The sequence below is a fragment of the Pseudoalteromonas sp. NFXS53 genome (assembly GCF_056629255.1).
Genome location: NZ_JBWVBR010000028.1, coordinates 13,831 through 32,313, shown reverse-complemented (window position 1 = coordinate 32,313; position 18,483 = coordinate 13,831). Strand labels below are relative to the sequence as shown.

14 protein-coding genes and 1 tRNA gene are annotated in these 18,483 nt (G+C 40.4%); 7 read left to right on the top strand and 8 right to left on the bottom strand.

Going from position 1 to position 18,483, the window contains the following annotated elements; translation table 11 throughout:
• Positions 1 to 2 precede the first annotated feature (2 nt).
• Positions 3 to 76: transfer RNA gene (locus AC1HJP_RS20225), tRNA-Asn, on the bottom strand.
• A gap of 1,031 nt (positions 77 to 1,107) precedes the next feature.
• On the opposite strand from AC1HJP_RS20225, the gene AC1HJP_RS20220 reads away from it, so the two are divergent.
• Entirely contained in the window at positions 1,108 to 2,490 is a 1,383-nt protein-coding gene (locus AC1HJP_RS20220; RefSeq protein ID WP_480363303.1) for an MATE family efflux transporter, read from the top strand.
• Entirely contained in the window at positions 2,483 to 4,489 is a 2,007-nt protein-coding gene (gene uvrB, locus AC1HJP_RS20215; RefSeq protein ID WP_480363302.1) for an excinuclease ABC subunit UvrB, read from the top strand. Before AC1HJP_RS20220 ends, uvrB begins: the two co-directional genes overlap by 8 nt.
• 61 nt (positions 4,490 to 4,550) lie before the next feature.
• Here the strand turns inward: uvrB and AC1HJP_RS20210 are convergent, their stop codons facing one another.
• Both AC1HJP_RS20210 and AC1HJP_RS20205 read right to left on the bottom strand, forming a co-directional pair.
• On the bottom strand, positions 4,551 to 5,147 hold the full coding sequence (locus AC1HJP_RS20210; protein ID WP_480363301.1) for a porin family protein: 597 nt from the start codon (positions 5,145 to 5,147) through the stop codon (positions 4,551 to 4,553).
• A gap of 142 nt (positions 5,148 to 5,289) precedes the next feature.
• On the bottom strand, positions 5,290 to 6,144 hold the full coding sequence (locus AC1HJP_RS20205) for a LysR substrate-binding domain-containing protein (protein WP_480363300.1): 855 nt from the start codon (positions 6,142 to 6,144) through the stop codon (positions 5,290 to 5,292).
• A gap of 118 nt (positions 6,145 to 6,262) precedes the next feature.
• Between AC1HJP_RS20205 and AC1HJP_RS20200 the strand changes: the two genes are divergently transcribed.
• Together AC1HJP_RS20200 and AC1HJP_RS20195 are read left to right on the top strand one after the other, a co-directional pair.
• The gene (locus tag AC1HJP_RS20200) at positions 6,263 to 6,913 is read left to right on the top strand and encodes a glutathione S-transferase family protein (RefSeq protein ID WP_480363299.1); all 651 of its coding nucleotides are present in this window, start codon (positions 6,263 to 6,265) and stop codon (positions 6,911 to 6,913) included.
• Between the two features lie 89 nt (positions 6,914 to 7,002).
• A complete protein-coding gene (locus AC1HJP_RS20195) occupies positions 7,003 to 8,766 on the top strand; it encodes an ATP-binding protein (RefSeq protein WP_480363298.1) in 1,764 nt (587 codons plus the stop codon).
• Between the two features lie 43 nt (positions 8,767 to 8,809).
• On the opposite strand, the gene AC1HJP_RS20190 is transcribed toward AC1HJP_RS20195, so the two are convergent.
• Both AC1HJP_RS20190 and AC1HJP_RS20185 read right to left on the bottom strand, forming a co-directional pair.
• Positions 8,810 to 9,268, bottom strand: a complete 459-nt coding sequence (locus AC1HJP_RS20190) for a HugZ family pyridoxamine 5'-phosphate oxidase (RefSeq protein ID WP_480363297.1) — start codon at positions 9,266 to 9,268, stop codon at positions 8,810 to 8,812.
• A 128-nt stretch (positions 9,269 to 9,396) separates the two neighbouring features.
• Positions 9,397 to 11,598: a S9 family peptidase gene (locus AC1HJP_RS20185; protein WP_480363304.1), complete on the bottom strand. Its 2,202-nt coding sequence runs from the start codon at positions 11,596 to 11,598 to the stop codon at positions 9,397 to 9,399.
• Positions 11,599 to 11,727: 129 nt separating this feature from the next.
• On the opposite strand from AC1HJP_RS20185, the gene AC1HJP_RS20180 reads away from it, so the two are divergent.
• Both AC1HJP_RS20180 and AC1HJP_RS20175 read left to right on the top strand, forming a co-directional pair.
• The gene (locus AC1HJP_RS20180) at positions 11,728 to 12,117 is read left to right on the top strand and encodes an HIT domain-containing protein (RefSeq protein WP_480363296.1); all 390 of its coding nucleotides are present in this window, start codon (positions 11,728 to 11,730) and stop codon (positions 12,115 to 12,117) included.
• A gap of 30 nt (positions 12,118 to 12,147) precedes the next feature.
• A complete protein-coding gene (locus AC1HJP_RS20175; protein WP_480363295.1) occupies positions 12,148 to 12,555 on the top strand; it encodes a hypothetical protein in 408 nt (135 codons plus the stop codon).
• A 53-nt stretch (positions 12,556 to 12,608) separates the two neighbouring features.
• Here AC1HJP_RS20175 and AC1HJP_RS20170 read toward each other — a convergent pair whose 3' ends face one another.
• Entirely contained in the window at positions 12,609 to 15,032 is a 2,424-nt protein-coding gene (locus AC1HJP_RS20170) for an alpha/beta hydrolase family protein (RefSeq protein WP_480363294.1), read from the bottom strand.
• A 559-nt stretch (positions 15,033 to 15,591) separates the two neighbouring features.
• Here AC1HJP_RS20170 and AC1HJP_RS20165 point away from each other — a divergent pair.
• Positions 15,592 to 16,431: an HDOD domain-containing protein gene (locus AC1HJP_RS20165; RefSeq protein WP_421963263.1), complete on the top strand. Its 840-nt coding sequence runs from the start codon at positions 15,592 to 15,594 to the stop codon at positions 16,429 to 16,431.
• Positions 16,432 to 16,498: 67 nt separating this feature from the next.
• Here AC1HJP_RS20165 and AC1HJP_RS20160 read toward each other — a convergent pair whose 3' ends face one another.
• Both AC1HJP_RS20160 and AC1HJP_RS20155 read right to left on the bottom strand, forming a co-directional pair.
• Positions 16,499 to 18,118 carry a PepSY-associated TM helix domain-containing protein gene (locus tag AC1HJP_RS20160; protein WP_480363293.1) on the bottom strand — a complete coding sequence of 540 codons (1,620 nt, stop codon included), beginning with the start codon at positions 18,116 to 18,118 and terminating at the stop codon, positions 16,499 to 16,501.
• Positions 18,115 to 18,429, bottom strand: coding sequence for a hypothetical protein (locus AC1HJP_RS20155; protein ID WP_475162287.1), 315 nt, complete (start codon positions 18,427 to 18,429; stop codon positions 18,115 to 18,117). Before AC1HJP_RS20155 ends, AC1HJP_RS20160 begins: the two co-directional genes overlap by 4 nt.
• Positions 18,430 to 18,483 lie beyond the last annotated feature (54 nt).

Genomic DNA, 18,483 nt, shown 5'->3' with positions numbered 1-18,483 from the left:
GGCTCCCCCTCCCCGACTCGAACGGGGGACCTGCGGATTAACAGTCCGTCGCTCTAACCAACTGAGCTAAGGGGGAAGCGTGTCTCTCAACGGGGCGAAATATTAATGACCCCTTGCCAAGGTGTCAACAAATAAAATGACAGAAATTTAAAAAATCCGTTTATCCGCTGATTTTATATCCGATTTGCCGATTTTTTAACGCAAATTTACTCTGTGGAGGTAGGAAAGATCCAAAAAAGCGACTTTGCGGAGATTAAAAAAGTTAAAAATGTTTATTTTGCGCAGTATGAGTCATATTTTGCTCAAAGGCCTTAAATATAACTTTTTAATGAGATCTGGTGTTTTCTTCTTTAATCAAGATCATGATCAATAATTTATGAAGACTATTGTTTGTTTCATTTATTCGTGCAGCGCAGAAAATAGACACAGAGAGAGGTTTTGAAGCATAGAATTTTTTACTGATTACTATTTGGCCTTTTAAAATAAGGGGTTACAAAAGTGATATGAACATATTAAGACGGTGAATTCGCATGTTGATAACTTTAAAGTTATCAACATGTATGACTAAAGATCATTTTCTGTCATATAAATGAAGCAAAGATCCTTTTCCATTGATGTATTTCTGATCTTTTGATCGCGCTATAAGTCTTTATTTTATTAGCTTTATGACACTTACCCACAGAATCTGTGGATAACATTGTTTATTAATCTTTAAAAAGTATTGCAAAGCCATATGTGTCGGGCTTTAGGAGCTTTGCAATACTTTTTGCTAAATTTTTTTAGTTCAATAAAAACAATGGGTTGTTGTTTTTTGTTCTGGTTTGGGTGGTTTTTGCTCATTGCAGTATTTTTTATAGTCAAATAAGCGTCATACTTGTGCAAAAAAATCTCAGTGACTACTAAAGCGACAGGTTAGTAAGTGCTTATGGAAGGTGTTTTTGTGCTTTTTTGGTGCATAGATGGGTTTAAACGACTCAAAAGTGAAGATCTCAGAGTTCAATTAATATTTATTGTTGATAAATGATCACGATCCTCTGGGTTTAGTTTTCATGATGATCTAGAATGCTCAATCCACTGGTCGGGCTTATCTTAAGGTTACTATTTAATATGGCATTAGCGCAGCAGTCTCAGGTCTCCAATGACATCCTTGAAGGGGACATCCCGTCCACACTCAAACGTATGACCATTCCCATGATATTTGGCATGATCACGCTGATGATGTTCAATTTAGTCGATACTTTCTTTATTAGTATGTTAGGGACTGAAGAGCTTGCTGCTGTTAGTTTTACTTTCCCAGTTACTTTCACGGTCATTAGCCTTGCAATAGGTTTGGGTATCGGTACGTCTGCGGTGATTGCCAAAGCGCTGGGTGCGAATAAAGTCGAAGAGGCAAAGTTTGATGCCACCATTGCACTTTTATTATCAGCAGTGATGGTGTTCTTGTTGTCTTTATTTGGCTTTTTAATGATAGAGCCGATTTTTAAACTACTTGGTGCTCACGCTGAAGTAATGCCACATATATATGACTATATGTCTATTTGGTTCTTGGGTAGCGTATTCTTAATCACACCTATGATTGGTAATTCAGTACTACGTGCCAGTGGTGATACTAAAACGCCAAGTATTATTATGGGTGCTGCGGGTTTGATAAATGCGATCCTCGACCCTTTGCTTATTTTCGGTATAGGCCCATTCCCTGAACTAGGTGTTCAAGGTGCCGCGATTGCCAGTGTCATTGCTTGGTCTGTGGCTGTAGGCATTATCTTTTATTTACTCGCAGTGAAAAAGCGCCTACTCAGTGTTAGCCCTGGAGAGCAGGGTGTTATGCAGGCTGTGAAGAAAATCTTAAAAATTGGTTTTCCTGCAGCAGGCGCGAATATGCTGACACCTATCGCCATGGCTGTTATGACAGCGATTGTCGCAACTTATGGGCCTGAAGCGGTTGCAGCTTTTGGTGTAGGTAGCCGCATTGAATCTATCGCGAGTTTAGTGGTACTTGCATTGTCGATGACATTACCGCCTTTTGTCAGTCAAAATTATGGGGCGCAGAATTATCAGCGTGTGACAGAAGCCTATAAAACTACATTAAAGTTCGTAATGGTTTGGCAGTTTGCTATTTATATCGTATTACTCATTTGTTCAGGCTTAATTAGTCAAACCTTTGGTGCTGAAAAAGAAGTTCAACGCATCATTGAGCTGTTTATTTATATCATGCCATTGAGCTACGGTTTTCAAGGGGTGATCATCTTAAGTAATTCTTCATTCAATGCGCTTCACAAACCAATGAATGCCTTGTTACTGAGCGTGATCAGATTGTTTGTGTTTTTCGTACCATTCGCTTATTTAGGATCGCATTTAGCAGGTCTGAAAGGGTTATTTATTGGTGCTGCAATCGGTAATTTGGTCACAGCCATTGTCGCCTACAATTGGTTCTGCGCGAGTTTAAACCGTATGCAATCTGTGCCTGAGCAGGAATTAAAACATGACTGATGTATTTAAACTTCACTCCGAGTTTTCACCAAATGGTGACCAGCCAACGGCTATCGCGCAATTGTGCGATGGTTTAGAAGCGGGTCTTGCACATCAAACTTTATTGGGTGCAACGGGAACGGGTAAAACTTTTACCATGGCAAATATAATCAGTAATCTGAATCGCCCGACCATTATTCTTGCACACAATAAAACCTTGGCGGCACAGCTATATGGTGAGATGAAAGAGTTCTTTCCTGAAAATGCAGTCGAGTATTTTGTCTCATATTATGACTACTATCAGCCTGAAGCGTATGTGGTTGCAAGTGACACCTTTATAGAAAAAGATGCGTCGATAAATGAACACATCGAGCAAATGCGTTTATCGGCAACCAAAGCGTTATTAGAAAGACGAGACACCATTATTGTTGCGTCTGTGTCAGCGATTTATGGTCTGGGCGATCCTGATTCTTATATGCAGATGATGTTACTGCTGAAAGTCGGTGATACAGTTGACCAACGCGACATCCTTCGAAAGTTAGCTGAGCTGCAATATACTCGTAACGACATTGATTTCAGTCGGGGTACTTATCGTGTAAGAGGCGAGGTGATCGATATCTTCCCTGCAGAATCGGACGATATTGGTGTGCGTGTTGAAATGTTTGATGATGAAATCGAGCGTTTGAGCTTGTTTGATCCGCTTACGGGAGCCATTGAAAAACACATCGTTCGTGCAACTATCTATCCGAAAACCCACTATGTTACTCCCCGGGAGAAAATCTTAGATGCCATTGAAAAAATAAAAGATGAACTAAGAGACAGAAGAAAGCGCCTTCTCGATGACAATCGCTTAGTTGAAGAACAGCGAGTTGCTCAGCGTACACAATACGATATTGAAATGATGACCGAGCTTGGTTATTGCTCAGGCATCGAAAACTATAGCCGCTATCTTTCTGGCCGTGCGCCGGGTGAGCCGCCTCCAACGTTACTCGATTATTTGCCTGATGATGCGTTAATGATCATCGATGAGTCTCATGTGACCGTCTCTCAAGTGGGCGCCATGTATAAAGGTGATAGAAGCCGGAAAGAAAACTTAGTTGAATACGGGTTCCGTTTGCCATCGGCGATGGACAACCGACCGCTAAAATTCGATGAGTTTGAAGCGATTTCTCCACAAACGATTTATGTATCAGCGACACCTGGTGATTATGAACTAGAGAAATCAAATGGTGACGTAGCTGAGCAGGTTATTCGTCCGACGGGCTTACTTGATCCTGAATTAGAAGTACGCCCGGTTGGGTCACAAGTAGACGATTTACTCTCTGAGATTTATAAACGTGTTGAGAAAAAAGAGCGCGTCTTGGTGACTACTTTAACTAAGCGTATGGCTGAAGACTTAACTGACTACCTGAATGACCATGATGTGAAAGTTCGTTATTTACACTCCGACATTGATACCGTTGAACGTATGGAAATCATCCGCGACTTACGTAAGGGCGTATTTGATGTGCTAGTGGGCATTAACTTACTTCGAGAAGGTCTCGATATGCCAGAAGTGTCTCTTGTCGCAATTCTTGATGCAGACAAAGAAGGCTTCTTACGCTCAGCGCGCTCATTAATACAGACTATTGGTCGAGCGGCACGTCACTTAAATGGTAAAGCAATTTTATATGGTGATGTGATCACCAAATCGATGAAAAAAGCCATTGAAGAAACCGAGCGTCGTCGTTCAATACAAGAAGCTTATAATGAAAAACACGGCATAGTGCCAACGGCATTGAATAAGAAAATCACGGATGTGATGGATGTCGGTGAAAGTGTCGATGAGTCATCAAGCTCACCGGTACCTGCAAAAGTGGCAGAGCCTAAAGCGGGGTATCTAGATCCGAAACAAATTGCAGAGCAGATCAGCGCACTTGAAACACAAATGATGCATCATGCTAGAGAGCTAGAGTTTGAAAAAGCGGCCAAGTTACGTGATGAAATCCATCAATTACAGCAGCAATTGATCGATGCTTAGTGTTTAATTAACTAGCTTCAAATAATAAAGGTCTGCAATTGCAGACCTTTATTACTTTTGATTAAAAGCGATAACTTAAACCTACACCTAGTGTATAAGTATCTAAATCACCCATATCCATGTACTGATATGATGCATTGATACCGAGACCATTGCTGAAGTCATATTCCCAGCCAAGTTCTGCAAATAAGCCTACGCCGTCATCTGAATTCAGCACTTTGCTGTTTTGTTTAATGTCGTAGTCGTAGAAGTTCGCACCTAACTTAGCATAAAGGCTATTGTTTTTTGTTAGGTAGTACTCACCTTTACCTGCAACGACTAGGTTACCGTACTCTAATTTATTCGCATCTAAGTTAAACAGCGGCTTGTCGTTATTTTTACACGTGAATTTATTATCATCGATGTCTGTACATTCCCAGTCGTCAGCTTCACTGCCGCCGTTTAAACCGACTTCTAAAGCCAACATTGGTGAAAACTGGTAGTTATAATAAAGGTATGCTTGGCCTACACCGTCGCCGTCTTTACTTGAGCCTTTATATTCTGCACCACCACCAGAAAGTTGAATACCAACTTTGTGTTTTTCTTCAGATGCTTGAGCTTGGCCCATTAGAGTCGTTGATGATAATAAAGCCATTAATAATAGTGCGCGAGTTTTCATGATGAACATTCCTGTTTGGTTTTGATGTGCTCATAGTAGAGCGCAAGCTTGTTAGAGTCTGTTGGAGGAATGTCAGCGGTTGTAGGCGGAATGTATGAGAATGTGAAAAAGTGTCAAAGCTGATGTGTAGATATTTCATTTTTTATAGCGAGTTTATAGCAAACGCTCTCATAGTCTGACTGAGTTGTTCATAAATCTCTTGGGAAACTGGATTACGCAGACTTTGACTGCGGATCAAAGCTACATTAGCACCGGGTAAAGTGGGTAACTCAGCGTTACTTAACACGCTATAGTCTGCGGTAGATATATTTGCGATTGCACCGATGGCGACACCTTGTTTTACTAAACCCAGTAAAGCCGCAAGGCTGCTACAACTCGCGACGACTTGAAAAGGAATTTTTGCTTTCATTAGCCCTTCGATGGCACCTTGGTGAAAGCGACAATCTGGTTGAAATACTGCAATCGGCAAAGGTGTTTTTAGGTGCGCGCTGTGCTCTGGGTTATACACCCATACACCTTTATCTTGGTATATAAGTTGGCCTTCTTCGGAGTCGGGAGAGCGGGTAATAAGCCCCAGATCTAAATCGCCCGCATCCAATAATTGTTTGATTTTAAAACTTGGTAAACAAGTTACTCTTAAGTCTAAGTTACTAAATTGCGCATGCAGGAGCTTAATCAGCACAGGTAAAAGGTTGTCGGCATAATCATCAGGGCAACCCAGTCTGAGCAGCGTATTGCTCGCACTGTGTCGCATCGTCTGTAAAGTTTCATCATGGAGTTGCAAGAGTTGTTTTGCATAGTGACTAAACTGGCGACCATCTTGGCTTAGGGTTAATAATCGACCTTGTTTTTCAAATAGGCATTTACCGACATCTTCTTCGAGCTTTTTCATCTGCATACTCACTGCAGCTTGGGTGCGATGCACCTGTTTTGCAGCACGAGTAAAACTGCCTGTATCTATAAAAGCTAAAAAGCTGCGCAGCGCGTCAATATCCATTGTGAGTACCTATTCGAATTTCTTATAGGTTGTATAAGAATAATCAGTTAGTCAAGGTTTATAAAAATACTTACCTTGACGTTTAAACAGAACAAAGCCGTTAACAAGGAAATCATTTATGCAGCTATATATCGCCAATAAAAATTACTCGACTTGGTCATTAAGAGCCTGGCTTATGCTAGAAAAGTCAGGTGTTAATTATGAAGAGATTAAGCTCAATTTAGAAACGCCTGAATTTTTTAACACGCTTAAAAATATCACGCCTACAGCAAAAGTTCCGTGTTTGGTGGATGGCGATAGCCTTGTGTGGGAGTCTCTCGCAATTTGTGAGTATATAAGTGAAACTTATTTATCAGGTAAAGGTTGGCCGAGTGAAATCAGTCAACGAGCCAAAGCCAGAGCGCTTGCATCTGAAATGCATGCAGGGTTTAACGCTTTACGTAATGAAATGCCTATGAATATCCGTGCTAAGCGGAAACTTGTCTTAAGCGAACAAGCAAAGCGCGATATTCATCGTATTGAGCAAATATTCGCGGAGCAATACGAGCAACATCGAGGCTGGTTATTTGGTGAGTGGTCTATCGTGGATGCCATGTATGCGCCAGTGGTGTTACGTCTTAAGACTTATGGCATTGAGCTTAATGAGTTGGCAACCTCCTATATGCAGCGAGTGCTTGAGTGTCCAGCTTTGCAAAAGTGGGTCAAAGCAGCCCTAGAAGAAACTGAATGGGTGGAAATGGATGAAGCTGGAGAGGAGAGAGTAAATTAAATAAAGGACTAAAATAGAATTGGAGTTTAATGGCATTATCAACTTTAATTATTTAAGTGATTAAGGAAGTTAAACTACAACGAGAGTTTATGTATCAACTCAATCAGCAGCGCAAAAAATTAGTACTCTATACATGCGCAGTGATTTCTATAGGCATTATTTTAACTTTATCTTCGCTTTATTTTTATAAGCAAGTTGATAAACAGTGGCGTCTTTATTCTGAAGATGCTGCTGAGGTTTATTCATTACATGATAGGTTAGTGCAGCATTTGGGTTATGGTGGTTTTATCCATGATTTTAAAAATCTAGTGCTGAGAAAAGACATCAACAGATACCTCCCTAAACTAGAGACCTCAATTGAAGATATTAAAGTGGTGATACATAAGCTAGAAAGTTATGAGCAATATAACCAACAATCTCTAAGAAAATTATTGAGCGTTGTTTCCGATTATGAAAATAAACTGGTACAAATAGAAAGATTGGTCGAGCAAAAAAAGACAAGCGAAGAGATAGACAAAGTTGTTAAAGTTGATGATAAACCTGCGCTAAATGTATTGGCTGAATTTGATTCTGAAATCCGCGCTAGATTGCATCGAGAAAGCGAAAAGTTGAACCAAAACTTTTTTTTCGCATTCATTGTTCATATTGTTAGTGTTGTAGTATTTATTTTATTATTACTTGTTTATTTTTTTAGATTAATTACAGCCAGTACTAAGGAATACGAACTAACCGATAAGGCATTAGAAGGGGCTCAAGCTAAATCAGATTTTCTTGCTAACATGAGCCATGAAATCCGTACTCCCTTGAATGGTATTATGGGCACACTGCAAGTATTACAAGGTAATGTGAAAAAAGAACAAAATATTGATTTAACCACAAAAGCCTTATTTTCATGCCGCGCACTATTAACCATCATCAATGATATTTTAGACTTTTCAAAAATTGAGGCTCAGCAACTGAGCATTGAAGATGTCGATTTCTCAATACATAAATTATGTGAATCTGTCTCTTCAGATCTAAACCCGATAGCAATAAGTAAATCTATTTACTTTGACGTAAGTATTGCAGATGACGTAGAGCAAGTATGGCGAGGCGACCCTGTTAGAGTCAGGCAAATATTACTTAATTTGGCATCAAATGCTGTTAAATTTACTCTAGAGGGCGGTGTTAAACTTCAAGTAGTAAATGCGCAACGTAATGGGGTTGAGGGTATAGAGTTTTGCGTCAACGACACAGGGGTTGGTATGTCAGAGTCTGCTTTAAAGTCGTTATTTCAGCGTTTTGCTCAAGCAGATAATTCTGTTACTCGTAAATTTGGTGGCACAGGTTTAGGAATGGCAATTACACAAAACTTGGTGCATTTAATGAAGGGAGAGATAGTAGCAAGGAGCCAGGAAGGTGAAGGCACTGAGGTCGTTGTATTTTTACCATTACAGAAAAGTAATGTTAAGCAAATTGATTCAGATGAAGATGTTGTTTCGGTACCGGATTTAAGTAACCAAACCATCTTAATCGCTGAAGACAATAGCGTTAATACTATGGTGATTAAAGCAATGCTTTTAAGTACTCGGGCAGAGCTAATATTTGTCGAAAATGGCCAAGATGCCGTTGATACTTTTAGATCTAAAAAGCCTGATATTATTCTTATGGATATACAAATGCCGATAATGGATGGAATACAAGCGTGTAAGCTTATCCGCTGCGAGACATCAGAACAAACAGTGATAGCACTAACTGCTAATGTGATGAAAGAAGACTTAAAAAAATATAAAGAAGTTGGTTTTAACCACTTTGTAGGTAAGCCAATAGAGCAAAGTGACTTATATAAAGCCCTTTCAAAATATCAAGATTAAAAAGAAACAGATGCTATTTAAAAAGCGCTAACTGGACTCTAATTTAATCAGTTATCCATTCATCCATTTCTAACCAAAATATTTTACCAAAGCCTGCGATAAAACGGGCTCTTACCATATTCAATTCCCAAATATGAAAGTCGGTTAGATCTTTATATTGCTCGCTACTTGGAAAGTGTTCAACAAATTGGGTGATTAAACTCTCACTGTCATCTCTAGCAAATTTAGTAGCCTCAGCGACGAGAGTTAAGCGCGACATTTGTGGGTCATCACTATCTTTTTGCTCGAAGACTGTCAGAGATAATTTGTTGTCATGAGACAAGTTTTTAGCGTGCTGAGCTATATCGCTAATGAATAGATAGACTTGTCCTTTGGTATTAGCAAAAAATTGTACTGTTGAACCAAACGGGAAACCTGGCAAAGTATTGGAATGAGTAGACAGGACAGCCATCTTGGCATTGGCGAGCAGTTGCTTGGCTTCTATCAGGGCTTGTTCGCGCATGAAGATCTCTTAATCTTTATAATTCCCTTTATATTAATAGGGAAACGCGTAGTTGCGAATGATTTAGCGCATAAAAAAGCCGTCACATGAGTGACGGCTTAAAAAAGTTGTGATTAATAGCACATCGCTTACATGTTGAAGTGACGATTAAAGAAGTTTGTGATCGTCTGATGTAAGTGTGTTTGTACTTTTTTACCACGTAAGCTGTGCTTAGAGCCTGGGTAAGTCATCATTTCAAATGGCTTAGCATCGTCTTGCAGTTGCTTAAATAGCTTAGTTGCGTGTGTAAATAATACGTTGTCGTCGGCCATACCGTGATAGATCATCAGTGGACCTTTTAGGCCATCAGCATACGGGAATACCGCACTCATTTCGTAGCCTTTTGCATTTGTGGCAGGGTGACCTAAATAACGCTCAGTGTAGTGTGTGTCATACAGTGCCCAATCAGTTACTGGTGCACCAGAAACACCCGCTTGGAAGTAGTCGCCTGCTTTGAACATGGTCATAAGCGCCATGTAACCACCGTAACTGTGACCATAGATACCAATGCGGTTTGCATCGACATAATCTAGTGTGCGTAAGAACTCAACGCCGCGGATCTGATCTTGTACTTCAACTTCACCTAAGTACTTGTAGATAGGATCTTCAAACTTTTTACCACGGTTGTAAGAACCACGGTTATCTAATTGGAAGATCACATAACCTTGTTGCGCCATGTATTGGAAATATAAGTTTTTGCTACGCCAGCTATTAGTTACACGTTGTGCGTGTGGACCACCGTAAACGTTAACCATAACAGGGTGCTTCTTACCTTTTTCCATGTTCGCAGGTTTGAAGATACGGTAGTGCATTAGTTGACCGTCTTCTGCTTTCAGTGTGCCGTACTCTGGCTCAACTAAGTTGCTTAGGTAAGGTGTCAGTGGGTGCTTGTCATCTAGTTTATTTTCTTCTAACCAAGTTATGAAATCACCGTTTACTTTACGTAAAGCAACCGAACTTGGTTTGTTTACTGATGAGCTCTTATTGATAAAGGTTTTAGCATCTTTTGCAACAACAACACGGTGGAAGCTACCAGGTTGAGTGATGCGCGTGATATGACCTTTTTTGAATAGCGGTACGCTGTAAAGGTGGCTTTCTAATGGCGTATCTTTACGCCCAGAGAAGTAAACAATGCCTTTTTTCTCATCGATTGCCTTGATGCTTTCAACAATCCAATCACCTTTTGTGATTTGGCGAATAAGCGTGCCGTCTGTGCGGTATAAGTAAAGATGCTTAAAACCATCGCGCTCTGATGCCCAAACAAAATGCTTTTTGTCTTTTAAGAAGCGAAGGTCAAAGTGCAAGTTAATCCACGTATCGCTGGTCTCAGTCAGTGCCACTTTTTGTGTTTTGCGTTTGCTGTCGTAGAAACGTAATTCAAGTTTCTGCTGAGAGCGATTCTGCCATTGGTAAGACAGTGTTTTGTTGTCTTTTAACCACTTAGCGCGGGCAATATAAATATCTTTGTCTTCGCCAAGGTCAACCCAATCTACTTTTTGGTCGTTCAGCTTTACCACACCCAGTTCAATTTCTACATTAGGTGTGCCTGTGAACGGGTAGCGTTGGTTGAATAGCTTTACTTCGTCAGCATAGATTTCGTTACGAATGGCTTCTTGTACTGGGCTTTCATCGATGCGGGTAAAAGCAATCTTGCTCTCATCACCTGACCACCAGTAACCCGTCATACGGCTCATTTCTTCTTGCGCTACGAATTCAGCCATACCATTTTTAATGGTGCCGCCACCGTCTTTGCTCAATTGAATTTCTTTACCTGAGCTTAACTCTAAGGCATACAGATTTTGCTCACGAATGAACGAAACAAAGTTACCTTTTGGTGAGAAACGGGCATCGGTCTCAAACGCTTCAGTATTAGTTAGCTTACGGCTTTTGCCCGATGCAATTTGGTAGTAGTACAAGTCGCCATTAAGTGGGAAAAGTAACGCTTTACCATCTGCTGACCATTTGTATTCTAAAATACCACGACCAAAAATACGCTGGCGTTCACGACGGGCTTTTTCTTCGTCTGATAAGGTTTCAGGACCTGAGAAAAGTGCTTGAGAGTCAACTAATAGGCGATTTGTGTTGTCTTTTAAGTTGTATTCCCATAAATCATAACGGTTGTAGTCATCCACTTTACCTTGTAGGTAAGTAACACGACTGCCGTCAGGAGAAAACTTAAGTTGCACAGGGGCTTTACCAGCCAAACCTGGATCATCAAAAATACGCTCAAGAGTTAATGGTTGAGCAACGGCTGTGGTTGCAGCGGCCATTAACGGTAAGCTTAGCGCCATTGATTTGAATGTAATGCGCACAAAATCACCTTGTTAGTTATTAAAAGTAGAGCGATGGTAACGGCAAGCATGGGCATTGGCAATGTATTAGGATAAAGTGAGCTACATAATTGAAAGAGGATTTTTATAATGGCATTTGAATTAGCGCCTGAATTACAACGAGATTGCATTGAATTGGCTGATTGGCCACTGTGTAAAGTACTCTTAATGAACGACAGTCAGTACCCTTGGTTTATTCTCGTTCCCCGTGTTGAAGATTGTCGTGAAATCATTGATTTAGATGAAGCACTACAAGCTCAGTTTTGGCAAGAGTCGGCCCAGCTAAGCCGCACATTACAAGCGGTATTTAGCCCAGATAAGCTAAATGTTGCTGCGCTAGGTAATATGGTCCCTCAGCTACATGTTCACCATATCGCTCGCTTTACTAATGATGTTGCTTGGCCAAAACCTGTTTGGGGGCTTCATCCTGCCAAGCCTTATACCGACGAGCAAATTGCTGAACTTAAAAAGGTGTTCTAGCTTCTAATAAAATCTATAGGAAGTAAAAGTATGAGTCGTGAGTATAAGTATCAAAATGAAACCGGGACTAAAATCGGCAAGTGGTATTTAAATCGACTCGACTATTTTGAGTTTTATGGTTTTCCCGATGAGTGGAAAATAAAAGCAAAGTGCTTAGTCTGCTTAGGCTTTTCAATTTGGCTAATTAAACTCCTGCCGGTTTTCTTTGCGCCAATATTGGTTTGGATGGCGTATGTGTCAATCCGTACTTTTGTTATTTTGATTGAAAAAAAGTGTCGTTACCGTGGTTACTTTCTCTTTCCTGAAAAGATAATCAATTTTTTTAGAGAGTACCGAAAAGATGTAGATGTCACAGACTTTGATAGCTTGGCAACCGCAGATAAAGCGGATCAAGGAAAGGACCTTGCTAATAAACGTTTTAAGGATAAACATTATTAAAAAGCCTCACGGTTGAGAGGCTTTTTAGGTTTCCTAAATAACCTTAGCTCAGGTTATTTAGCTGCTTTGTTTTTAACATACTTCTCTAGCCATTGATCTTGCTCCCATAACAGATGCATTATGCTCTCTTTGGCACGATAACCATGTGACTCTTTTGGCAGCATAACCAGACGAGCTGTTGCACCTAAGCCTTTAAGTGCATTGAAATAACGCTCACTTTGCATTGGGTAGGTGCCACTGTTGTTGTCTGAGTCACCATGAACAATGAGTAGCGGTGTTTTCATTTTGTCAGCATGCATAAATGGCGACATAGTGTAATACACCTCAGGTGCTTCCCAGTAACTACGCTCTTCAGATTGGAAACCGAAAGGCGTAAGAGTTCTGTTATAAGCACCGCTTCGTGCAATACCTGCTGCAAACAAGTCTGAGTGCGACAATAAATTTGCTACCATGAAGGCACCATAGCTGTGACCACCAACTGCAACTCGATTTCGGTCAATGAGGCCTCGCTTATCCACCGCGTCAATCGCAGCTTTGGCATTCGCAACGAGTTGAGTTCTAAAGGTATCGTTTGGCTCTTCGTCACCTTCACCTACAATTGGGAAAGCAGCATCATCTAGCACCACATAGCCCTTTTTAACCCAGTAAATAGGCGAACCCCAGAACGGATAAGTGAACTCATTCGGGTTTTGGGTGTTTTGGCCTGCGCTACTCTTATCTTTGTACTCTCTAGGATAAGCCCACAAAATCATAGGGTACTTCTTACCTGCTTGATAATCAGTTGGCAGATAAAGCGTACCAGTTAGGTCAAGGCCGTCATCACGTTTGTAGGTTATAACTTCTTTTTGTACGCCTTGAATGCTTTTGAACGGGTTTTCAAAGTCAGTGAGTTGTTGCAGCTTATTTTGACCCATCTTTCTAAAGTAATAGTTAGGGTAATCGCTACTTGATTCGATACGCACAAGTAGTTGTTTTGTATCTACATCAAAGTCACGTAAATCTTCGATTCTGTCAGTATACTCCGAGCGATATAGGCGCTCAGACTTTTGCGACTTTAGGTCGAATTTATCTAAGAATGGGAACTGGCCATCTTTACTAAAACCATCACCTAATAAATAGACTTGGCCATTATCAATATCCATAACACTTCGGCCGTATTGGTTTCGCTTAGTTACAATATTACCAGGATCGCTATATCTGTCTTGATAGTTACGATCTACAATTGTGATTGGTTTTTGAGATGCATCAGAGGGGTTAAATAAATACTCTTTAGTATTTCGTGTATTCCACCAGTAGTCGACGGCAATGGCGTTATTGTCATCACCCCAAATAATATCCGCATAGCGATTTTGTGTTTTGACTAATAAACTTGGTTTTCCATCGAATGGTGCTGGCAACTGACTTACTTTATCACGGAAAGCAGCCTCTTTTGCAGGGTCACCACCATCAAGTGCCTCTACAAACGTTAATGTTGCTGGCTTGTCATCACGCCACTGGATACTTCTCTTACCTTCACGTGTGGCCATAAAGCCTTTAGGTAAGTCTTCGATAAGTGGTACTTTTTCGATATCAGTGACTATTTTGCCGCGTTTAGTATAGACGGTAGAGGTCATTGGAAAACGACGATAAGGCACTAAATATGAGAAAGGTCTGTCGTATTCAGCAACTAAGACATAATTACCGTCTGGCGAGAATGTAATGCTGCCATACATGCCAGGCTCAGCCCAATCTGAGACTTTTCCTCTCAGCGTCACTTTTTTTAATGATGAACTTGCAAGTTGTTCAAAGTTAAATTCATCATTTTTGTTTTTAAGTAAATCTTGGTAAGTACGGTTTTGGGCTTTTTTACCATCGCTAACACTGACGGTTGGTCCAACAGGTACTGCTTGTTCAGTATTGATGAGCGGCTTACGATTCTCCGGCAACATTTTTACGATGAAACCTGAGCTATCCTGAAGCCAATCGATTGGGTTACCCATATTTGCGTTTAACGTTGCGTCGGTTAAACGGCGTGCTTTGGCTTTTTTAATGTCTACAACCCACAGCTCAACGCCTGTTTCAGTGGTATGTGTCATCGCCATATATTTCTGGTTAGGTGACCAACTGAAATTAGTTAAACGTGGATTATTAGGTAGGCCACTCACAGTCTTAATTTTATTTTTACCGACAGGCTGGATTTTTACTTCATTAAAGTAAGTAACACGACTACCAATGTTAGTGACAGGGTTAATACGTAAGCCAGCTAAACGCATCTCTTTGATTGATAAGTCGGCAATTGATTTATAGCTATCACGATAAATGAGCAGCATATTTTCGCGCTTATCATCGATTAAAGTGTACGGGGCCAGTTTTACATCAACGAGTTCTTTTATTTCTTGTGAAGGTTCTTGATAAACCAATGCATCGTTATTGGCTGCAATACTGGCAGAGGTTGCCATCATCAGTGCAGCACTCAGTAGTAACATTTTAGGGCGCAAAGTCTTAACTCCATTAATATTCTTTGAGTTTGATACGTTATCACAAATAATCAATTTCAGGTCGTTTGAATGTAACGAATTGTTAATTAAAACATTGGGTTGGAAAGCTGTGTCCTGCGGGAAAATATAAGACTTTGCTTTTTGGGATTTATGCATGACCATTAATCCCACATAAATGGGCAGGCTAACTTTCTTTTAGTGTTTGGGTTTTATAGGTACTGTTTGGGTGTAAGTTACTAAATGGAGGATTACTTTACTGAGTCTTCAATTAGTGTATGAGGTCAGTTTTCTAAAGCAGAAGTTCTGAATGTCAGTTATATAGCGTTACAGTAAAGACTTGGTCTAGTTTCATGATTATGCTCTATTTCTTGATGTGTGAAATTTTTTGTTGTTGAGAGATAAAAGTTGCTAAAGACTCCTTTATGTGACTATATTTTCCTTAAAGCATAACAATTTATTGATATAGATTTGTAACCTTATACCCAGCTAAGTAAATAATAAGGGTATAAAAAGACAGTACGTTTGCGCGTATCACACGTTACTCGAGGGACTCTAGCTTATGTCTACAGAAAATGCATTATTGACGATCTTAATAGATAGGATTAATAACGACACTTTGGTGTTACCAACCTTACCTGAAATTGCAGTGAAAGTGAGACAAGCTGCAGATGACCCAGAAGTAAACCTGATGCAAATGGCCGATGTGATTTCACAAGACCCTGCGCTCGCGGCACGCATGATAAAGGTGGCAAACAGTGCGTTTATGGGGCGCTCTGTAAAAGTAAATACATTAAACCAGGCTGTGACACGAATTGGTCTTAGACAAATCAAAAATATAGCAACCGCTATGGCGATGGAGCAGTTGTTTGTTTCTAATAACAAGTTAATTAAAACTTACATGGACAAAGCCTGGCAGAAAACATTAAAGGTAGCCTGCCAAGCCATTACCTGTATGGACTTTTACCTTCGTGTTAACAAACACACGTCACTGAACAAAGATACCATTACGCTTGCGTCACTCGTTTTCAATATTGGTGTTTTACCCATATTAACCGAAGCAGAGCGTCATCCGGAAGTATTTGCAAATCCGAGCTTCTTAGCACACGCCATTCAAAAGCTCGCAGGTAAGATTGGTGGTGCCATTATGCGTGAATGGGGCTTTACCGATGAGTTCGTAGAAGTCGCTGAAAGCTGGTCGAACCCGAACTATAAACCAGATCATGTCTGTTATGTTGACTTTATTCGCGTTGGCGCTATTGCCGAAGGTATCTTGCAGGTGTCAGACAAGGCTGCGTCTTTAAAAATGTACGAAGATAAAAGTGTTATTCGCTCTTTAGAAATGTTCACCAGTGATGAATATCTATCAACACTTGAAGATGTGAAGAGTATGTTTGCTTAAATAAAAAAAAGCCATTCAATTTTGAATGGCTTTTTTGTTTTTCTGACGATGATTAAACGCTTAGCTTTTAGCTATGAATGACTAATTCTTCGTTCGTTGTGTTTGCTGCTTTTTCTGCTACATACCAAACACTATTTTTCTCACCCTTGTATGCTCTTTTGGCAACTTTGCTTGCGCATATATAGAAGAACCAAGCAAAGGGGAGAGCCATCACTTCTAGCATGATTTCAGCAAAGCTATCTGCATGCCAAAGTCCAAGGCTAGGTACTAAAACCGCTAATAAAGAGTTAAGTGGCACAATTAGACAAAATACTGCGCAGGCTTTAAGCGTATAAATGGCAGTAACAGAAGGACCCTTGATAAAAGCGGTTATGACAACAACAAAGAAAGTCAGGTAGTACAGCCACAGATAAGCAATATTCACATTTAATGACGTCAAGCTTAGCCATTTTGTGGCAGCAAATGCCAGTGAGATAGCGCAAATACAACCGAGTGCGATACCGACCGTTAGTTTAGCCAGAACTAGACTTGATTTAGATTGCGTCGCTTGTTTTTGTTTTCTGCGTTTTTCAATCCATAGTAGATTTCCAGTATAAAACAACAGTGCGCCGAGTAAGCCCATAACAAAATAAGCCCATTGGCCAAGTGTGCCGCCATAACTGCCGAAGTGCAGAGCAAACAAGGAAGAGACAATACCTACCCAAATACCTTGATCACCACCTTTTATACTACTGGCATTGATTTCGAGTGTATAAGGGTGCATAAAAATGAAATCGGTTGTAGGGCCACGCATCATTTCTCTTGGATGAGTGATATTCACTGAAGCGCTCGGGCTGGTGGTATTTAAACGAGATAATGCAATGCGCTCAATTTGATAGCCGGGGGCATAAGCTTGTATCTTGGCCTTGATGTCATCTAGGCTTGGAAGCTCTTTAACATTGTATTGATACTCTGACTTTTGCGGTTCTGGAAATAGCTTTTTGTCTCCATAGACACCAAACAGCCCACCATACAAAAAGTCATGGAATGCAAAGACGAACACGGTAAAAGCAATCACAATATGAAAAGGTAAGCTGCTCACGCCTATCAAATTATGACTATCGAGCCAAAACCGGCTTGCCGACTTGTCTTTTCTCAGCGCAAAGAAGCTTTTTACCAAAGTAGGCAATAAAAAGATTAACCCTGAAATTAAAGCAATAAAATACAAAAATGATGCGATGCCAAGAATATAACCACCAAATAAGTGGTGACCTATTTCACCAAAAATACCGCCCGTTTGATGTAAGTAATCGAGTAAGCCCGACAGGTGATTGACTTGACTCAGCTCTTTATCTATCTCGCCATGTTCATTGAAGCCGGCATGCCAAACTTGTTCATTTACATTCACACCTCGGCCATTACCTTCTTCATACCAAGTGATGGGAGAGTGATTGTCTGAATAGTGAAGGGTAACGGCATTGATGGCTTTTTCTTCGTTCGCAAGTACATTGTTTAACAGTACTTGATGCTGCCCATCGAGCACTTGTGGAAACTGCTTACTAGGAGGTGTGCTCCATTGATCTATGGTGTCAGTGAACATCACTAATGCACCCGCAAAGAAGCCTATAAATAATAACAGTCCGGTTGTGATCCCCGTCCACGTGTGAAGTGTTTGGTATGTTCGAACAATGTCGGCCCTTATTTTCATAGCATGCTCCTTAAGCCAAAAAATATCGTGTAGATGATTACGTTTGCTGACAACAAGTAGATAAATGCTTGCCTAGTTGTTTTGAACATATAAATAAAGCTGACAATCAACATCCAGATTGGGGTAACAATCCACATATTAAATTGGGTTTTCCAGAGTAGGCGTTGGTCGCTTAGGTTAGTGTTAATACTGTCAGGCCCAAACCACACGATTAACGCAACAATGCCATAACTCAACGCTAACCCAAGAAAAACACCTACCGCTGTTTTACCCCACCATTGAGGTTGAATTTTTTGATGTGCCTGGCTCATCGAATGCTCCTAATCAAAAAACTAGAGATGGGGATGATGATCAGCACAAGCATA